Annotated in this window: 13 protein-coding genes; 8 read left to right on the top strand and 5 right to left on the bottom strand. The window is 64.4% G+C overall.

The genetic code is table 11. The features are described from left to right. Positions 1 to 2: 2 nt before the first annotated feature. Entirely contained in the window at positions 3 to 1,274 is a 1,272-nt protein-coding gene (gene urtA / locus ASF16_RS00710) for an urea ABC transporter substrate-binding protein (RefSeq protein WP_056161460.1), read from the bottom strand. Between the two features lie 520 nt (positions 1,275 to 1,794). On the opposite strand from urtA, the gene ASF16_RS00705 reads away from it, so the two are divergent. Further along, complete coding sequence (locus ASF16_RS00705; protein ID WP_056161458.1) at positions 1,795 to 3,099, top strand: UDP-N-acetylglucosamine 1-carboxyvinyltransferase; 1,305 nt, start codon at positions 1,795 to 1,797, stop codon at positions 3,097 to 3,099. A 106-nt stretch (positions 3,100 to 3,205) separates the two neighbouring features. Here ASF16_RS00705 and ASF16_RS00700 read toward each other — a convergent pair whose 3' ends face one another. Both ASF16_RS00700 and ASF16_RS00695 read right to left on the bottom strand, forming a co-directional pair. Continuing rightward, complete coding sequence (locus ASF16_RS00700) at positions 3,206 to 4,258, bottom strand: sensor domain-containing diguanylate cyclase (RefSeq protein WP_056161457.1); 1,053 nt, start codon at positions 4,256 to 4,258, stop codon at positions 3,206 to 3,208. A 36-nt stretch (positions 4,259 to 4,294) separates the two neighbouring features. Next, on the bottom strand, positions 4,295 to 5,482 hold the full coding sequence (locus ASF16_RS00695) for a DUF917 family protein (RefSeq protein ID WP_056161454.1): 1,188 nt from the start codon (positions 5,480 to 5,482) through the stop codon (positions 4,295 to 4,297). A 252-nt stretch (positions 5,483 to 5,734) separates the two neighbouring features. On the opposite strand from ASF16_RS00695, the gene ASF16_RS00690 reads away from it, so the two are divergent. From ASF16_RS00690 to ASF16_RS00675, 6 genes are all read left to right on the top strand, one after another. After that, a complete protein-coding gene (locus tag ASF16_RS00690) occupies positions 5,735 to 6,421 on the top strand; it encodes a DUF3334 family protein (RefSeq protein ID WP_056161452.1) in 687 nt (228 codons plus the stop codon). Positions 6,422 to 6,549: 128 nt separating this feature from the next. Then, positions 6,550 to 7,305, top strand: coding sequence for a phytanoyl-CoA dioxygenase family protein (locus tag ASF16_RS00685; protein WP_235507214.1), 756 nt, complete (start codon positions 6,550 to 6,552; stop codon positions 7,303 to 7,305). A 17-nt stretch (positions 7,306 to 7,322) separates the two neighbouring features. Further along, complete coding sequence (locus tag ASF16_RS00680; protein WP_082516670.1) at positions 7,323 to 7,850, top strand: DUF4184 family protein; 528 nt, start codon at positions 7,323 to 7,325, stop codon at positions 7,848 to 7,850. Between the two features lie 373 nt (positions 7,851 to 8,223). Further along, positions 8,224 to 8,793, top strand: a complete 570-nt coding sequence (locus ASF16_RS25170; protein ID WP_235507213.1) for a hypothetical protein — start codon at positions 8,224 to 8,226, stop codon at positions 8,791 to 8,793. 2 nt (positions 8,794 to 8,795) lie between these two features. Next, on the top strand, positions 8,796 to 9,488 hold the full coding sequence (locus ASF16_RS25800) for a hypothetical protein (RefSeq protein ID WP_156371821.1): 693 nt from the start codon (positions 8,796 to 8,798) through the stop codon (positions 9,486 to 9,488). Positions 9,489 to 9,880: 392 nt separating this feature from the next. Continuing rightward, a complete protein-coding gene (locus tag ASF16_RS00675; RefSeq protein ID WP_056161448.1) occupies positions 9,881 to 10,207 on the top strand; it encodes a hypothetical protein in 327 nt (108 codons plus the stop codon). Between the two features lie 110 nt (positions 10,208 to 10,317). Here ASF16_RS00675 and ASF16_RS00670 read toward each other — a convergent pair whose 3' ends face one another. Together ASF16_RS00670 and ASF16_RS00665 are read right to left on the bottom strand one after the other, a co-directional pair. Further along, on the bottom strand, positions 10,318 to 11,370 hold the full coding sequence (locus ASF16_RS00670; protein ID WP_056162467.1) for a response regulator: 1,053 nt from the start codon (positions 11,368 to 11,370) through the stop codon (positions 10,318 to 10,320). Positions 11,371 to 11,390: 20 nt separating this feature from the next. After that, complete coding sequence (locus ASF16_RS00665) at positions 11,391 to 15,143, bottom strand: ATP-binding protein (protein WP_056161445.1); 3,753 nt, start codon at positions 15,141 to 15,143, stop codon at positions 11,391 to 11,393. Between the two features lie 354 nt (positions 15,144 to 15,497). Between ASF16_RS00665 and ASF16_RS00660 the strand changes: the two genes are divergently transcribed. Continuing rightward, positions 15,498 to 15,800 carry an urease subunit gamma gene (locus tag ASF16_RS00660; RefSeq protein ID WP_055399013.1) on the top strand — a complete coding sequence of 101 codons (303 nt, stop codon included), beginning with the start codon at positions 15,498 to 15,500 and terminating at the stop codon, positions 15,798 to 15,800. The last annotated feature ends 27 nt before the right edge of the window (positions 15,801 to 15,827 follow it).

The raw sequence follows: 15,827 nt of genomic DNA, 5'->3' as shown, positions 1-15,827 counted from the left end.
GATCACATCTTCGTTTTGCCGTCCGGCTCGTCCTTCTTCTTGTCGTTGCCTTCGATGTAAGGAGACCATGGCTTGGCCTTGACCGGGCCGGGCGTCTTCCACACCACGTTGAACTGGCCGTCGGCCTTGATCTCGCCGATGAACACGCTCTTGTGCAGGTGGTGGTTCTTCTCATCCATCTTGCTGACGATGCCCGACGGTGCCTTGAAGGTCTGGCCGGCCATGGCGGCGATCACCTTGTCCACATCGGTGCTCTTGGCCTTTTCGACGGCCTGCTTCCACATGTTGATGCCGATGTAGGTGGCTTCCATCGGGTCGTTGGTCAGTGGCTTGTCCTTGTGGCCGGCGATGTTCTTGGCCTTGGCGTAGTCCGCCCACTTCTTCATGAAGGCCGTGTTTTCAGGGCTCTTGATGGACTGGAAGTAGTTCCAGGCGGCCAGGTGGCCGACCAGCGGCTTGGTGTCCACGCCGCGCAGTTCCTCTTCACCCACCGAGAACGCGACGACCGGCACGTCCTTGGCCTTCAGGCCCGCGTTGCCCAGTTCCTTGTAGAACGGCACGTTGGAGTCGCCGTTGATGGTGGAGACCACGGCCGTCTTGCCGCCCTGGCTGAACTTCTTGATGTCGGCGACGATGGTCTGGTAGTCGCTGTGGCCGAACGGGGTGTACTTCTCGTCGATGTCGGAGTCCTTCACGCCCTTGGACTTCAAGTAGGCGCGCAGGATCTTGTTGGTGGTGCGGGGGTACACGTAGTCGGTGCCCAGCAGCACCCAGCGCTTGGCGCTGCCGCCGTCCTTGCTCATCAGGTAGTCCACCGCGGGGATGGCCTGCTGGTTGGGCGCGGCGCCGGTGTAGAACACGTTCTTGGAGAGTTCCTCACCCTCGTACTGCACGGGGTAGAACAGCAGGCCGTTCATTTCCTCGACCACGGGCAGCACCGACTTGCGGCTCACGCTGGTCCAGCAGCCGAAGATCACCGAGACCTTGTCCTGGCCCAGCAGCTGCTTGGTCTTTTCGGCGAACAGGGGCCAGTTGGAGGCCGGGTCCACCACCACGGGCTCGAGCTTCTTGCCCAGCACGCCGCCCTTGGCGTTGATCTCGTCGATGGCCATCAGCACGGTGTCTTTCAACACGGTTTCAGAGATGGCCATGGTGCCCGACAGGCTGTGCAGGATGCCGACCTTGATGGTCTCCTGCGCGTGGGCTGGCAGTGCAGACAGGCCAGCGAGCGTAGCGACGGCCGCGAGGGCCTTGAGGGAATAACGACGTTGCATGTGTGCTTCTCCGGTGGTGGGTTCAATGGGCAGGCCGCTTCGCCCGGAAGGCTCCCTCTGATGGCCTGCCTCTGGGATGGATCGGGCGATGGAATGGATTCTGGAGAGAGGTGCGCATTGCGGAAATACGCCGGGTGGCGTATGCGGCCACGTGCTCTCCGAACCTTCCACGCCGTTCGGGCTGAGCCTGTCGAAGCCGCGCGCCGCGCTTCGACAAGCTCAGCGTGAACGGATGGGGCGGGGTTAAGGATTGGGCTGGCCCGCAGGCGTAGCAGGGGCCAAGAACCAATGTGTCATCCGGAGTGTGCGTGGCACCGCGAAGCGTCATGAAGCCGCCAGCGCACCGCCCACCTCAAAGTTTGCTACATAATTTATAGCTATTGCGTCGTACAAGGTCGCGCGAACCGGCAGGCAGTTAGAGTATCGACCTCGCGCGCCGCCGGGCGGGTGTCCGCGCGCTGCGCGACCCGCCTGCGCTGCTGCCCTGCCCTGCCCCTCTTCCGCCTTGCGCTGTCCACCCATGTCTAACCTCGTCGTCCACGGCGGCACCCCCCTCAAGGGCCGCATCCATCCTTCGGCCAACAAGAACGCCGTGCTGCCGGTGCTGTGCGCCACGCTGCTCACCAACGAGCCGCTGCGGCTGCTGCGCGTGCCGGACATCACCGATGTGCGCAAGATCCTCGACATCTTCCGCACGCTGGGCAGCGATGTGCGCATGGACCACGACACCGGCACGCTGGACCTGCACCACCACGCTACCGTGTTCGATGCGGCGCAGCACCGGCTGCCCGAGGAGATGCGCTCGTCCATCATGCTGGTGCCGCCGCTGCTGGCGCGCTTTGGCGTGGCACGGCTGGAGGACAACGTGAAGGGCTGCACGCTGGGTGTGCGCGAGATCGATCCGCACGTGGAGGTGTTCCGCCGCTTCGGCGGCACGGTGGAGCGCGCCGAGGGCTCGCTGCTGGTGCGCAATGCCCACGGGCGGCTGCAGGCCACGCAGCACTGGCTGGACTACGCCTCCGTCACCACCACCGAGAACTTCGTGCTGTGCGCGGCCACGGCCGACGGCACCTCGGTGCTGACCAATGCGGCTTCGGAGCCGCATGTGCAGGAGTTCTGCCGCTTCATGACCCTGATCGGCGTGCGCATCGAGGGCATGGGCACCTCGCGCCTGACGGTGCATGGCGGCACGCAGCTGCGCGGCGGGGAATTCCGCTTCGACGAGGATTTCCACGAGATCACGACCTTCCTGGCGCTGGGCGCCATCACCGGCGGCGACGTGATCGTGCGCAACAGCGCGCCCGAGAACTTTCCGCTCATCGACCGCACCTTTGCCAAGTTCGGCGTCACCATCACACACGAAGACGGCTGGTCGCGCGCCCATTGCGATGGACCGCTCAAGGTGCAGACGCCGTTCACCAGCAATGTGCTGACCAAGGTGGAGGCCGCGCCCTGGCCGTACTTTCCGGTGGACCTGCTGCCCATCTTCATTGCGCTGGGTGTGCGCGCCGAGGGCAATGCGCTGTTCTGGAACAAGGTCTACGACGGGGCCCTGGGCTGGGCGGGCGAGCTGTCCAAATTCGGCGCGCACGTGTTCCAGTCCGACCCGCACCGGCTGGTGACCTTTGGCGGCAACCCGCTGACGCCCGCGGTGGTGGAGAGCCCCTACATCATCCGCGTGGCGATTGCGCTCTTCATGGTGGCGGCCAGCACGCCGGGCCGCTCGGAGATCCGCAACGCCACCCCCATCCGCCGCGCGCACCCACGCTTCGTGGAAAACCTGCGCAGCCTGGGGGTGCAGGTGGAGTGGACCAGCGAGGAGTAATCAGGGAGGATTAGTCAGGGAGGCGTAACGCCGGCAGAGGCAGGCGACAGTACGGGCAGGACGGGCAGGCGGGATCTTCGGCGGTGCAGGCCGACGACGCCCGCGCTCAGGTCACCTGCATGTCGCCGGCGGCGTCATCCCGGTCGATCAGCACGTGCATGGTGGCAATGCCGTGCTGCACCTCGGCGCTGTACACGGCGTTGCGGCCGGCCTCCTTGGCGCGGTACAGCGCCTTGTCGGCCCGGTTCACCAAGTCCTCGAAGTCGAGGATGGCGCCCTTGTGCAGCGTGGCCACACCGATGCTGACGGTGACCGACACGCACACGCCCTCGTCGTTGATCGGCACGCTGAGCGCGGCCACCTCGCGGCGCAGCGACTCGGCCATGCGCAGAGCGCTCGGGCCGTCGGTCTCGGGCAGCACGACGACGAACTCCTCGCCACCGAAGCGTGCCACGATGTCCACCCCGCGGCGCTTGCGCGCAGCGCAGGCCTTGGCCACCGCGCAGATCACGCGGTCGCCCGCCAGGTGGCCCCAGGCGTCGTTGACGGGCTTGAACAGGTCGATGTCCACCACCAGCAGCGACAGCGGGTGGTCAAAGCGCTCCGACCGCTTGCATTCGTTGGCGCCCAGCTCCATCAGCGTGCGCCGGTTGGCCAGGCCCGTGAGCGAGTCGTTGGAGGCCAGCTGCTCCAGCGTGGCGTTGAGCTGCTGCAGCAGGCGGTTCTGCTCGGTGAGCTGGCGGTTGATCTGCGCGATCTCGTCTTCGCGGCGCTTGCGGTCGTCGATGTTGAAGGTGACGCCGATCAGCCGCTTGCCCGGCGTGTCGCTGCCGCCGTCCATGATGCGGCCGTAGTTGGCGAACCAGACCCAGTCGCCGCGTTTGGAGCGCAGCCGGAACTCGCAGCGGTACTGCGGCGTGAGGCCCGCCAGGTGGTCCGCTACCGACTGGCGCACCATGTCGAGGTCATCCGGGTGGAACAGGGCGTAGATGTCCTGCACGCCCGAGACGATCTCGTCCTCGGTGAAACCCAGCTCCAGGAAGGTCTTGGTGGCCTTGCGGGTGACGTTGCCGGTGACGAGGTCGTTCTCCCACAAGTCGAGCCCCGCCGCCTCCAGCGCCAGCTCCAGCCGCTCCTTGTTCAGGTCTGCTTCACCCATGGCGGCTCATTGGCTTTCGGAAGGGGGCACGCCGGGTCAGGCCGGAGGCATGCCGCCGGCATAGCCGATCTTGCGCAGCAGGCCGGCAAATGATGCGACCACGCCCGGGGTGTTGTACAGCTGCGGCGCGGTCTGCACCGAGATCACGCTCACCATCTGGCCCGTGCTGCGGCCTGTGGCGGTGTTGAAGTACAGCGCCAGATCGTCGTTGGCATTGGAGAACCCGCGCCCCGTGCTCTCGGAGTAGTAGCAGATCGAGTCCGGCGCGATGATGTCGGGGGAGGTGCTCGACGCCGAATACATGATCAGGTTCTCGTTGAGGTTGTACAGGTAGTGCGTCTGGGTGCTCTGGCTCGGGTCCTGCGCATTGTCCAGCCGGATGACGCCGGAGTCCAGCGACGTCGCGCTGGAGGTGGACTGCGTGACCGCGGTGACGTAGAAGTTGGTGACCACTGCGGCCGCAGTGCGCCCGGTGAGGTTCTGTATGGCGGTGGCGACTGCCGCCGTGGACAGCGGCGTGACCGCCTGCAGCATCTGCTGGCCCAGCGCGCGCGCCTGCTCCAGCGTGCCGGGGATATAGCTGCCGGACAACGCGAACTGGTTGGAGGCATTCGACGGCCACATGGCGATGCCCGAGTACCCGCCGAACCCGCCGACCACGCCGCCGGCCAGCGACTCGATGCCCGACGCCGTGCCGGAGCCCAGCACCGAGTATTCCGCCGCGACCAACGTGGCCGCGTCGCTGGCCAGCACCGCAGGGCTGGGCGCGGGCCCGGACGGGGTGGTGAAGGTGGTCTGGGGCAGCTCCGGCACCGCGCGGCCTGCGCCGTCGCCGTTGACCACCCAGACCGAGCCGCTCGACATGGCGGCGCCGATGAGCGGCACCAGGGAATTGATCGGCCCGATCTCCACGGGGATCAGCGCGCCCACCTGCATGCCGGTCAGGCCCTGCTGCACCGCCAAGGTGTTGCTGATGGAGTTCTGGATCGCTGCCAGGTCGAGGCTGGAGGCCGCGTCGGGCGAGCCCATGATGGCCAGCACGCAGGCCGGCGTGGCGCCGTCGTAGTCCTGCACGGTGACCGTGCCGCTGTAACCCTGTTGGGCCAGTTCCTTGACGATGGAGCAGGCGTCGGAGTAGCTGCCGCCGCCGCCGCTGGCCAGCACTGCCGCACCGGTGGCGATGGCCTGGAAGTCGTTGAGCCCGTAGGAATAGACATTGCCCATGTGTGCACACCCCTCTCTTTTGTTGGGCCACCCGGCTCGGCGGGAGGCTGGCTGATTTATTGGCTGTCGGAAGGCTGGCACGATACGCGAGCCCGATGGATTGTCAATCGGCGCCATCCCGCGACGCGTCCCCGAGCGGACGGCGCGCCACACCTGCGCCACGCCGCTGGCCTGCACGCTGGCTTAGCGCCCCGCCATCGCCTATGCTCTGCCCTGCACATCCCGTATTTCCGGCCGCAGCCCCCACACACCATGAGTCTCCCTGAAAAATCCCCCGTCTACAGCACCGAAGACCTGCTGATCAGCCTGTGCAACTCCGTCACGCGGGTACTGGGCGTGGCCACGCACAGCCAGATCCACTACTCCGGCATGGTGCAGCGCATCAGCAAGACCTGCCTGAAGCCCGACATCGGCTGCTTCGTGCTGTTCGACGGCGGCTTCTCGGGGCTGGTGATCATCAACTTCTCGGCCCAGGCGGCGATGGAGCTGTACGCCAACTACCTGCTGAACATGGGCATGTCCAAGGACGACCTGGTCACCTCGTTCACGTCGGACGAAGTGAGCAACGTGATGGGCGAGCTGATGAACCAAGTGGTCGGCGACTTCACCGGCAAGGTGCGGCGCGAACTGCAGACCCACATCACCCAGAACCAGCCCAAGATGCTGGTGCTGAACAAGCAGGTGCAGCTGTCGGTGGACGCCAACCTGGACAAGCCCGAAGCGCGGCGCGTGACCTTCTACACCAGCAACAACAACATCTTCTACCTGGAACTGGCCATCGACCGCACCGAGTTCATCAAGCTCTATGACTTCGAGGCACAGGAAGCGCCGGACCCCGACGCCCTGATGGCCGAGTCGCAAGCCGCGCCCCCCGTGCCCGTGCCGCCACCCGCGGGGCAGGACGATACGGACGCACTGCTCAAGTCGCTGGGGATGTGATCGCTGCGCGCCAGCGCTGTGCAGGGTTCGGCAGCGTTTTGATATAAAAATGATAGCTACTAGCGCTCATCCAAAAAGCGGTAGCGGCACATTTCATTCAGATTTCGGTCAGATTTATTTCAGATGCTTTGACAGCCCCCAGCCCCATCGACACCCCTGCGGCAGGCGCCACGGCAACTGCCCTGCTGGAAGCCCAAGGCTTTGTGCTGGTGCCCGGGGTGCTACAGCCGGCCGAATGCAGCGCCCTGGCCCACGACCTGAACGCCAACATGCAGGCGCCGGATCGCGGCGGTCACCGTGCGCACTCGGCGTCCGGCGGCCAGCGCGATCTGCTGAACCGCCCCTGGTGCCAGGCGCTCGCCCGGCGCCTGCAGCAGTGCCCAGCCCTGGCGGACCTCCTCCTCGCATCGGCCGTGGCCGTGCAATGCACCTACTTTGAGAAGACCCCGGCCCGCAACTGGCTCGTGCCCCTGCACCAGGACCTGAGCATTCCCGTGGCCGAAAGGGTGGATGCGCCGGACCTGAACGGTTGGTCCGACAAGGACGGCACCTTGTTCGTGCAGCCCCCTGCACCACTGCTGCAAACGCTGCTGGCCGTGCGCCTGCACATCGACCCCTGCCATGCCGACGACGGCCCGCTGCGCGTGGTGCCTGCCAGCCACACCCAGGGCGTGCTGGCGGCCGACGCAGCCCGTGCGCTGCGCGACCGCGCAGGCGATGTGCCCTGCCTTGCCGATGCAGGCACCGCCCTGGTCATGCGGCCGCTGCTGCTGCACGCCTCGTGCAAAACCAGCGGAACCAGCAAGCGGCGCGTGCTGCACTTCGTCTTCGGCCCCGCACAGCTGCCCTGGGGCCTGCGCTGGCGCGGTGCGGTCGTCGACTGAAAGAAGCGATACACGCCATGCCCTTCACCCCGTTCCACATGGGCGTCGGCCTGGCTGCCAAGGCAGTGGCCGGACGGTACTTCAGCGTCCTCACCTTCGGCATCGCCCAGGTGGCGATGGACATCGAACCGCTGATCGGCATGCTGCGCCAGTCAGCCGTCCTGCATGGCCCCACGCACACGTACCTGGGCGCAGTGCCCATTGCGCTGGTGGCTGCCGCTGCGACACCTTGGCTGTGCGGGCCGCTGCTGCGGCACTGGAACGACGAAGTGGCGCACTACGGCATGCCGTGGCTGCAGGAGGAAGCGTCGTGGAAGCCGCACATCGTTGTGCTCAGCGCACTGGCCGGGACCTTCACGCATGTGTTGCTCGACAGCGTCATGCACATGGACATCCGGCCGTGGGCGCCTTGGTCGGATGCGAATGGGCTGTATCGCAGCATTTCTTTGTCTGCACTGCACGGTTTGTGCGCTGCGGGAATCGTGGCGGGAGCCTTCGGGTGGTTGCTACGGCGCTGGTTAGGCAGGCGCGGCTCTGCGCAGTAACTAGATCTTCAGCGAAAAGCTCAACTGAGTCGGGCGAATCAGCTCGCGGGTTCGACTCACTGAAGAGCAGACGATGACGTAACTCTTGACTACTCGCTTGGATTACACCGGACAAAATTGTGCTTCACTCATTGCACTTTCTCATCAGATTTCTCAAATCTGCGCGTTAGACAAGAACCATCCGCAAAACGACAGAAACTGCGTTTTCAGAAGAGAATTCCAACCTTTAACCACACCAAAATCATTCTGCAGTCATGACAATACAGGAGGCACTTAAAAAAATTAGTACACAAAAACTTATACCATGCTACCCGTTAAACCCCCGTCAGAACCAATCACTAACGGCAAGATTTTATATGGCCCAGGAAAGAATTTGAAGAAGATAGTTTTCGAAGGGCTTGACCGGACGCAAAAATTAGTCAAAAAAATCGCAACCATTGACGATCTCAAAAAGAAAATAATTTTAATTCAGCCGTATGAGGAAGAACTTTATCTGTCTGGCCTGAGAGAAAGTGGAGTGGCAGGATATCTTTATCTATGCGCTCATGCGGCGCCGGATCGAATTCAAGGGATGTTGAGTGGCGCACAGGTTGCAAAAGTCATTCGCGACAGCGGTATCTGGAACAACGAACCTATACTGCTCGAAGCTTGCAGATCAGGAGGAACATCAGACGGAATAGCGAGCTCATTGGCATTTAGCTTACAAACTTATGTAACGGCGCCCACCACTCCCGTCTGGAATTATCCCCTGGGCGGCCCAGCAATTGATCAAGGGGCGTTCGAAAGCCTCCCGGGCAAACTTGCCAAATTGCCCTTTCCAAATTTAACCAAGCCAGGTCAGTGGCGAACGTGGGGGCCCGATGGCAGTCCCATATCCACAACTCGAACTTCACCCAGAGATCAACTAAGCCTACCAAAAAATCTCCAACCCAACAATAAATAGCAATGCCCGAAAACGCAAAAAAGAACAAAATCTTCTTGATTTGTTTATTATATTTTATCGCAGCCTGTGTTTTGTGGTGGTGGATGGAGAGCTATGTCAGCTGCGATACGCAAGACGAATATTCTTTGCGCGGTGCGTGCTTGGTACAAGTAAAAAATGGAGCCATGAACGGCCAAGTGGGTGCCCAATGGGCTTACGGTGACTATTTGTCAAACAACGGCGACAAAGGGGAAGCTGCAAGATGGTACCGAACGGCGCTGCAGAACTCAACAAAGGCACTGGATTTGATGGGAAGAGTGGGGCATTGCGATAAAGATCCCGGACTGGATCATCATGCTTTGGAATCAAGAATTCAGAGTATTTCTCAACAAAGTCCAGATGCCCATCTGCTTCTGCTAGAGCTCTATCTAAGTCACAACTGTCGCTCCTTCAACCTTGAGAAGGCTAGTGCGACGATTCCTCGCTTAACACAGTGTGCCTATTTAGCGCTAGGCGATTACATCAGACTCAGCGAGCGAATGCATCACCCCATCAAAAATACCGATATTTCCAAGATAAAAGACAATCTCAAGCTCTGCCACGCCGATCTCAGAAAAGGCCAGCAAGACGATTCAATACTGCGCGAATTTATCCCGTTGCAGAAAGAATCATTAGATGAGCTCGAACGCGCCGTAGAAAAATTAAATCCTGAATGAAAAATTGGAACACCCTTCCATCTTGAATCTTCAAGAGGATGCCGCTCCATAGGCAGTCAATAAAAACCCAGCCTCAATGCAACCCATTATTGAATACGCAGACAGAGGCAATCGTTCTGTCCGAATAAGTGACTACAGACCACTGCGCCTTCATTGCCCATCAACCGCAAAACCTCCCAAACTGGGCGAGAAAAATGATGGCTACTCTTGCGGTACCGCCCAGGTCCGCACCCGTGAGCCGACAGCAGCCGACTGACGGTCGCGAGTACAAACCTGCCGTCCTACAACAGCACCCCAGCAGTGCTGACGGCCGCACCCAACTGGCTTGGTAGATTGCAAGAAGCACCGGCATCGTCTCTGCCAGCGCATACACCCATTCAAGGAGCTCCCCCATGCCCCAAGACCAGTGGACCGCAAAGCGTGAACGCCAGTACGAACACATCAAGGCCAGCCTCAAAGAGCGCGGCAAGAGCACGGGCACGGCTGAAGAGATAGCGGCCCGCACGGTCAACAAAGAGCGCGCCCAGCACGGCGAGAGCAAGACCGCCAATGCCAAGACCCTGCACGACACCCCCGCACCGGTGCGCGGTGGCAAGCGGTCGCACCAGGGCGCGCAGGGACGTACGCGGGATCAGCTGTATGAAGAAGCCAAGCGCAAGGGCATCAAAGGCCGCTCGACCATGAACAAGGCAGCGCTGGAAAAGGCGGTCGGCCGCTGAGGCCCGCGCGCACTGGGACGAACCCTTCGCAGACCTGCGCACGCGCTACTATTAATTTGATAGCTTCTAGCGCACGGTCAGAGCGCGGGAGCGGCATAAAACGCCTAAAACTAGCCCTCAAACTGCGGATGCAGCTGCCGGATGCGGTTCATCGCCATCCCTGCCGCTGCCGTGCGCGTCTCCACACCCAGCTTGGCGAACACGCGCTCCAGATGTTTCTTCACGGTGGCGGGGCTGGCGCCCAGGATGTCGCCGATGTCGCGGTTGATCTTGCCCTTGACCACCCAGTACAGCACCTCGGCCTCGCGCGCCGTGAGCTTGAAGGCCAGGCTCATCGATTCGATGATCTTGGCGTCGGACACCTCGCGCATGACGATGAGCCAGTCGCCGCCGCCCTCGCTGTCGCCGGCCTGTTGGTGCAGCCGAAAGGTCAGGCGCCGCGCGCCGTGGTCGATGGCCAGGCGCGGTGGTTCGGCCAGTGCCTGCAGGGCCTCGACGGCCTTTTCAGCGTTGCCGTCGGCCAGCACGTGGCGGCGCAACCAGGTCTGCAGTGGCTCGGGCGCCCAGGGGCTGGCCTCGCCGAAGTACGTGTGCAGGAGCTCGCGCGCCAGCGGGGTCTGCCAGATGAGGCGGCCGTCCGATGCGCGCACGGTGATGCTGGCGTAGCCAAACGCGTCGAGCGCGTTGCGGGCCTCGCGGGCCTGGCTGGCGTCCTGGCGGGCCTTGCGCGCAGCGCCCAGGTGCACGCCCATGCGGGCCATCACTTCGCGCGGCTTGATGGGCTTGGTGACGTAGTCCACGCCGCCGGCCTCAAGCGCGGCCACTAGGTGCTCGGTCTCGGTGAGGCCGGTCATGAAGATGATGGGGATGTGCGCCGTGGCGGGCGACGCCTTGAGGCGCCGCGCCACCTCGAAGCCGTCCATGCCGGGCATCATCGCGTCGAGCAGCACGATGTCGGGCAGGGCCTGCGCGGCACGCTGCAGTGCGGCCTCGCCGTGCATGGCCACCAGCACGGTGTAGCCCGATTCGTCGAGCGCATCGTGCAGCACAGCGAGGTTGTCGGGCACGTCGTCCACGATCAGCACCACATCGCTGTCGCTGCGGTCCAGCGCGGCGGCGCTGGCGGACGGCAGGCCAGGGGGGTAGGAAGGGGCGGTGGTCATCATCATCGTTGTCGTCGTGCTCACGAAGGGGCCTGCTCCAGGATCTGGCCCATGGCGTCGAACTGGAATTCGCGCGCCATCTGCCGCAGGGTGTGGACGAACGCCTGGTGCGCAGGCTGGCTGCGCTCGATCTCGTCCAGGGTGTTGAGAATGCCGCGGTAGTAGCCCAGCGACACGGCCTGCAGCAGCGGCGCGAGGGTGGCGGCGTCCGGGTAGGTCAGCGCGCTGACACCACCGGCGGCGCGGGCCGTACCAGCGGGCCATGCGGCAGCCGGCGCAGCCGCCGCGGTGTCGCCTTCGTAGAGCCACTGCAGGGCCAGGCGGCGCTCCAGCCAGTCCAGCAGCTCGCTGTGGCGCATGGGCTTGACGATGAAGTCTTCAGGGCGGATGTCCACGTCGTTGTCCAGCGCCTTGTCGAACGCATTGGCGGACACGATGGCGCAGTGGATGGGGTCCTTCACCCGAGGCAGCGAGCCTGCGCCTCCATCAACGCCAGCACTGCCCGCCGATGACACCCCGTCCGGCGTGGCACGGTCTGACGACGGTCGTCCGTCCTGCACCTGCATCTGCCGCACGCGCCGCAGTGTTTCCCACCCGTCGATGCCGGGCATGGCCAGGTCCATGAAGATGGCGTGGGGCCGGTACCCGGTGGCCAGCAGGTCGAGCGCGTCGTGCCCGCTGGCGGCCTGGCGCAGCTCAAACCCCAGGGGTTCCAGCAGGTGCACCAGCAGCTCGCGGTCGGGCTCCTCGTTGTCCACCACCAGGATGCGGCGGCGCTCGCCCGTGTAGCCCACGCGCGCCTTGCGCAGCGGTGCCACGCGGCCGTTGCCGGGTGCGGTGGCGGCCTTGCCCAGCGCTTCGGCATGCACCTCGGGCAGGAAGAGCTTGACGTGGAAGACCGAGCCCACGCCGGGCTGGCTGGTGACCGACATTTCGCCGCCCATCAGCACGGTGAGCATGCGGGCAATGGTGAGGCCCAGGCCCGCACCAGGCGCTGCGGACGGCCCGCTGCTGCCGCTGGAGCCCCCCCGGGCAAAGGGCTCGAAGATGCGGTCGATCTCGTCGGCGCTAAGGCCAGGCCCCGTGTCCTGCACCTCGATGCGCGCCATCTCGCGGGCGTAGCGCACACGCAGCGTGACCGTGCCTTGCGCCGTGAACTTGACGGCGTTGCCCAGCAGGTTGATGAGGATCTGGCGCAGGCGCTTGTCGTCGGCGCGCACCACCTCCGGGATCACGCCCTGCACGTCGAACACGAAGGCCAGGCCCTTGGCCGCGGCCTGCAGCTCGAACAGCGCGGCCATCTCGTGCAGGCCATCGGCAAAGCGCATGGGCGCAACGTCGAGCGTGAGCTTGCCGGACTCGATGCGCGCGATGTCGAGCGTGCCTTCGATGAGCGACAGCAAGTGCTCGCCGCCGCGGCGGATCACATGCACCGCCTGCTTGCGGTGCGGGGGCACGCCCGTGTCCTCGCCCATCAGCTGCGCATACCCCAGGATGGAGTTGAGTGGCGTGCGGATCTCGTGGCTGATGGCACTGATGTAGCGGCTCTTGGCCTGGTTGGCCTGGTCGGCGGCGCGCTGGGCCGCCTCGGCCACCTGGCGCGCCTGCTCGGCCACGCTGCGGGCGGTCTGCAGGGCCTCGTCGGTCTGGCGGTGCAGCTCGATCTCGCGCACCAACAGGCCCGTCTGGCGGTTGGATTCTTCTTGCGCCACCTGGCGGCTTTTGTGCGCCAGCACCAGCCACCAGGCCACGATGCCGGAGATGACCAGCAGCGCCAGATAGGCCTTGAGCAGCCCCGAGCGCAGCGCCACCTCGGGCGCGGCCAGCACCTCGCTCGCGGTCAAGGCCTGCGCGATGGTGTTGAGCTCCTGGTGGTACAGCAGCCCCATCACCGACGCCAGCAGCGGCGCGATCACCAGCATCAACAGCAGAAAGTGGCCCAGGCCCGTGTCCAGGTAGCGCCACATGGCGCGCGGCAGCACCCAGCGCAACGCTGCCGACCACTGCACGGCCATGCTCGCGTGCGGCTTGCACAGGTCGCCGCAGCGCGCATCCAGCGTGCAGCACAGCGAGCAGATGGCGCCGCGGTAGGCGGGGCACTGGGCCATGTCGGGCCCCTCGTACTCGCGTTCGCACACCACGCAGCGCTGCACGGCCAGCCGCTGGTATTGCCCCAGGTCGGCGGCGGTGGCGCCGGGCACCGGGCCCACCATGGGCACGGCCACGGGCTCGCTTTGCCGCGCGATGTAGTACTTGCCCCGCGTGGCCCACGCGATGAGCGGCGCGGCCACGAAGGCCACGGCCATGGCGATCACCGCAGAGAACGCCTGCGGCAGCGGCCCGAAGAAGCCCAGGTGCGCGCTGATGGACACGACGGACGCCAGCGCCATGGAGCCCACGCCCACCGGGTTGATGTCGTACAGGTGCGCGCGCTTGAACTCGATGCCCTTGGGAGACAGGCCCAGCGGCTTGTTGATGACGAGGTCCGCCACCACCGACATGATCCAGGCGATGGCGATGTTGGAGTACAGCCCCAGCACCTCGCCCATGGCGCGGAAGACGTTCATCTCCATGAGCATGAAGGCGATCAGCGTGTTGAACACCACCCACACCACTCGCCCCGGATGGCTGTGCGTGAGGCGCGAGAAGAAGTTGGACCACGCCAGCGACCCCGCGTAGGCATTGGTCACGTTGATCTTGAGCTGCGAGATCACCACGAACAGCGCCGTGGCCGCCACCGCCCAGCCGTAGTTCGGGAACACATACTCATAGGCGGCCAGGTACATCTGGTTGGGGTCGACCGCACGGTCCACCGGCACCATGTGGGTGAGCGCCAGGTAGGCCAGCAGCGCGCCACCCAGCATCTTGAGCACGCCCAGCACCACCCAGCCCGGCCCACCCACCAGCACACCCAGCCACCAGCGTCCCCGCGTGGCCGGCGTGCTGGCGGGCATGAAGCGCAGGTAGTCGGCCTGCTCCCCCATCTGGGTGATGAGTGCAATGCCGACGGTGAGAGCTGCACCAAACAAGGGCAATTGAAAGCTGGCACCGCGCGCAGATTCACCACCGTAGTGCACGACACCCGCAAACGCACCAGGATCGCCCATCAACACATAGCCAAAAGGCACCACCAGCATCACCAACCAAAGGGGCTGCGTCCACATCTGCAGGCGGCTGATGGCCGAGACGCCGTGCGTGACCAGCGGAATCACCACGATGGCGCAGATGAGGTAGCCCCAGGTGGGCGGGATGTCGAGCGCCAGCTCCAGCGCATAGGCCATGACGGCAGCCTCGAGCGCGAAGAAGATGAAGGTGAAGCTCGCGTAGATCAGCGACGTGAGCGTGGAACCGATGTACCCAAAGCCCGCGCCGCGCGTGAGCAGGTCCATGTCCACCCCGTAGCGCGCCGCATACACGCTGATGGGCAGCCCCGCCAGAAAGATGATCAGCCCCGTGGCCACGATGGCCCAGAACGCGTTGATGAAGCCGTACTGCACCAGAAGCGTGGCGCCCACGGCCTCCAGGATGAGGAACGATGCGGCCCCGAAGGCGGTGTTGGCCACCCGCCATTCGGACCATTTGCGAAAGCGCTGGGGGGTGTAGCGCAGCGCGTAGTCCTCCATGGTCTCGGTGGCCACCCAGCTGTTGTAGTCGCGCCGGACCTTGACGACCTGCTGCGGAGCGTGCTGCGACGCCTGCGCGTCCCCATCCTGACCCGACGGCTGCACCGTCGCAGCGGCGGCGGGAGCAAGCGGGGTGGTGGGCAGGGGCATGGTGGTGGGAGGGCAGCAGGGACTGAAGGTGCAGTTTCCATGCCACGACCGCCATCGACGGACACCGGACCTGCGCCCTCTGGCGTATGGCAGGCACGGGGCTTGCTGCCTATGATGGAACGGCGTTCACCAGATCACTTCAGATCACCCGGTCTGCCATGGCACGGCCCCTTCGGCTCAGCCCCAACCCGTTCGGGCTGAGCTTGTCGAAGCGTTGCGTAGCGCTTCGACAGGCTCAGCGTGAACGGACGTGGTTTTTGATGCCTCAGGCAGAAAACGAAATGGAACTGACCCCTCGCGTTCGACCGCATCGCGGTCGCGCGGGCCAATGACCCCAGCCTTGAGTGAAACGATATGGAACTGACTCCTCGCGAAAAAGACAAGCTGCTGATCTTCACCGCCGCCCTGCTAGCCGAGCGCCGCAAGGCCCGAGGCCTGAAGCTCAACTACCCCGAGGCCATGGCGCTGATCAGCGCCGCCGTGATGGAAGGTGCCCGCGACGGCAAGACCGTGGCGCAATTGATGAGCGAAGGCCGGACCGTGCTGACCCGCGCGGACGTGATGGACGGCATCGCCGAGATGATTCCGGACATCCAGGTCGAAGCGACGTTCCCTGACGGCACCAAGCTCGTCACCGTCCATCAGCCGATCGTCTGACCCTCTTCCCTCTTTGCCTTTTTGCCT

Origin of the sequence: Acidovorax sp. Leaf78, from assembly GCF_001422735.1 — a bacterium.
In the GTDB taxonomy this organism is placed as follows: domain Bacteria; phylum Pseudomonadota; class Gammaproteobacteria; order Burkholderiales; family Burkholderiaceae_C; genus Acidovorax.
Note: the sequence above shows the minus strand (reverse complement) of the source record. Positions and strands in the feature narration are given on the sequence as shown.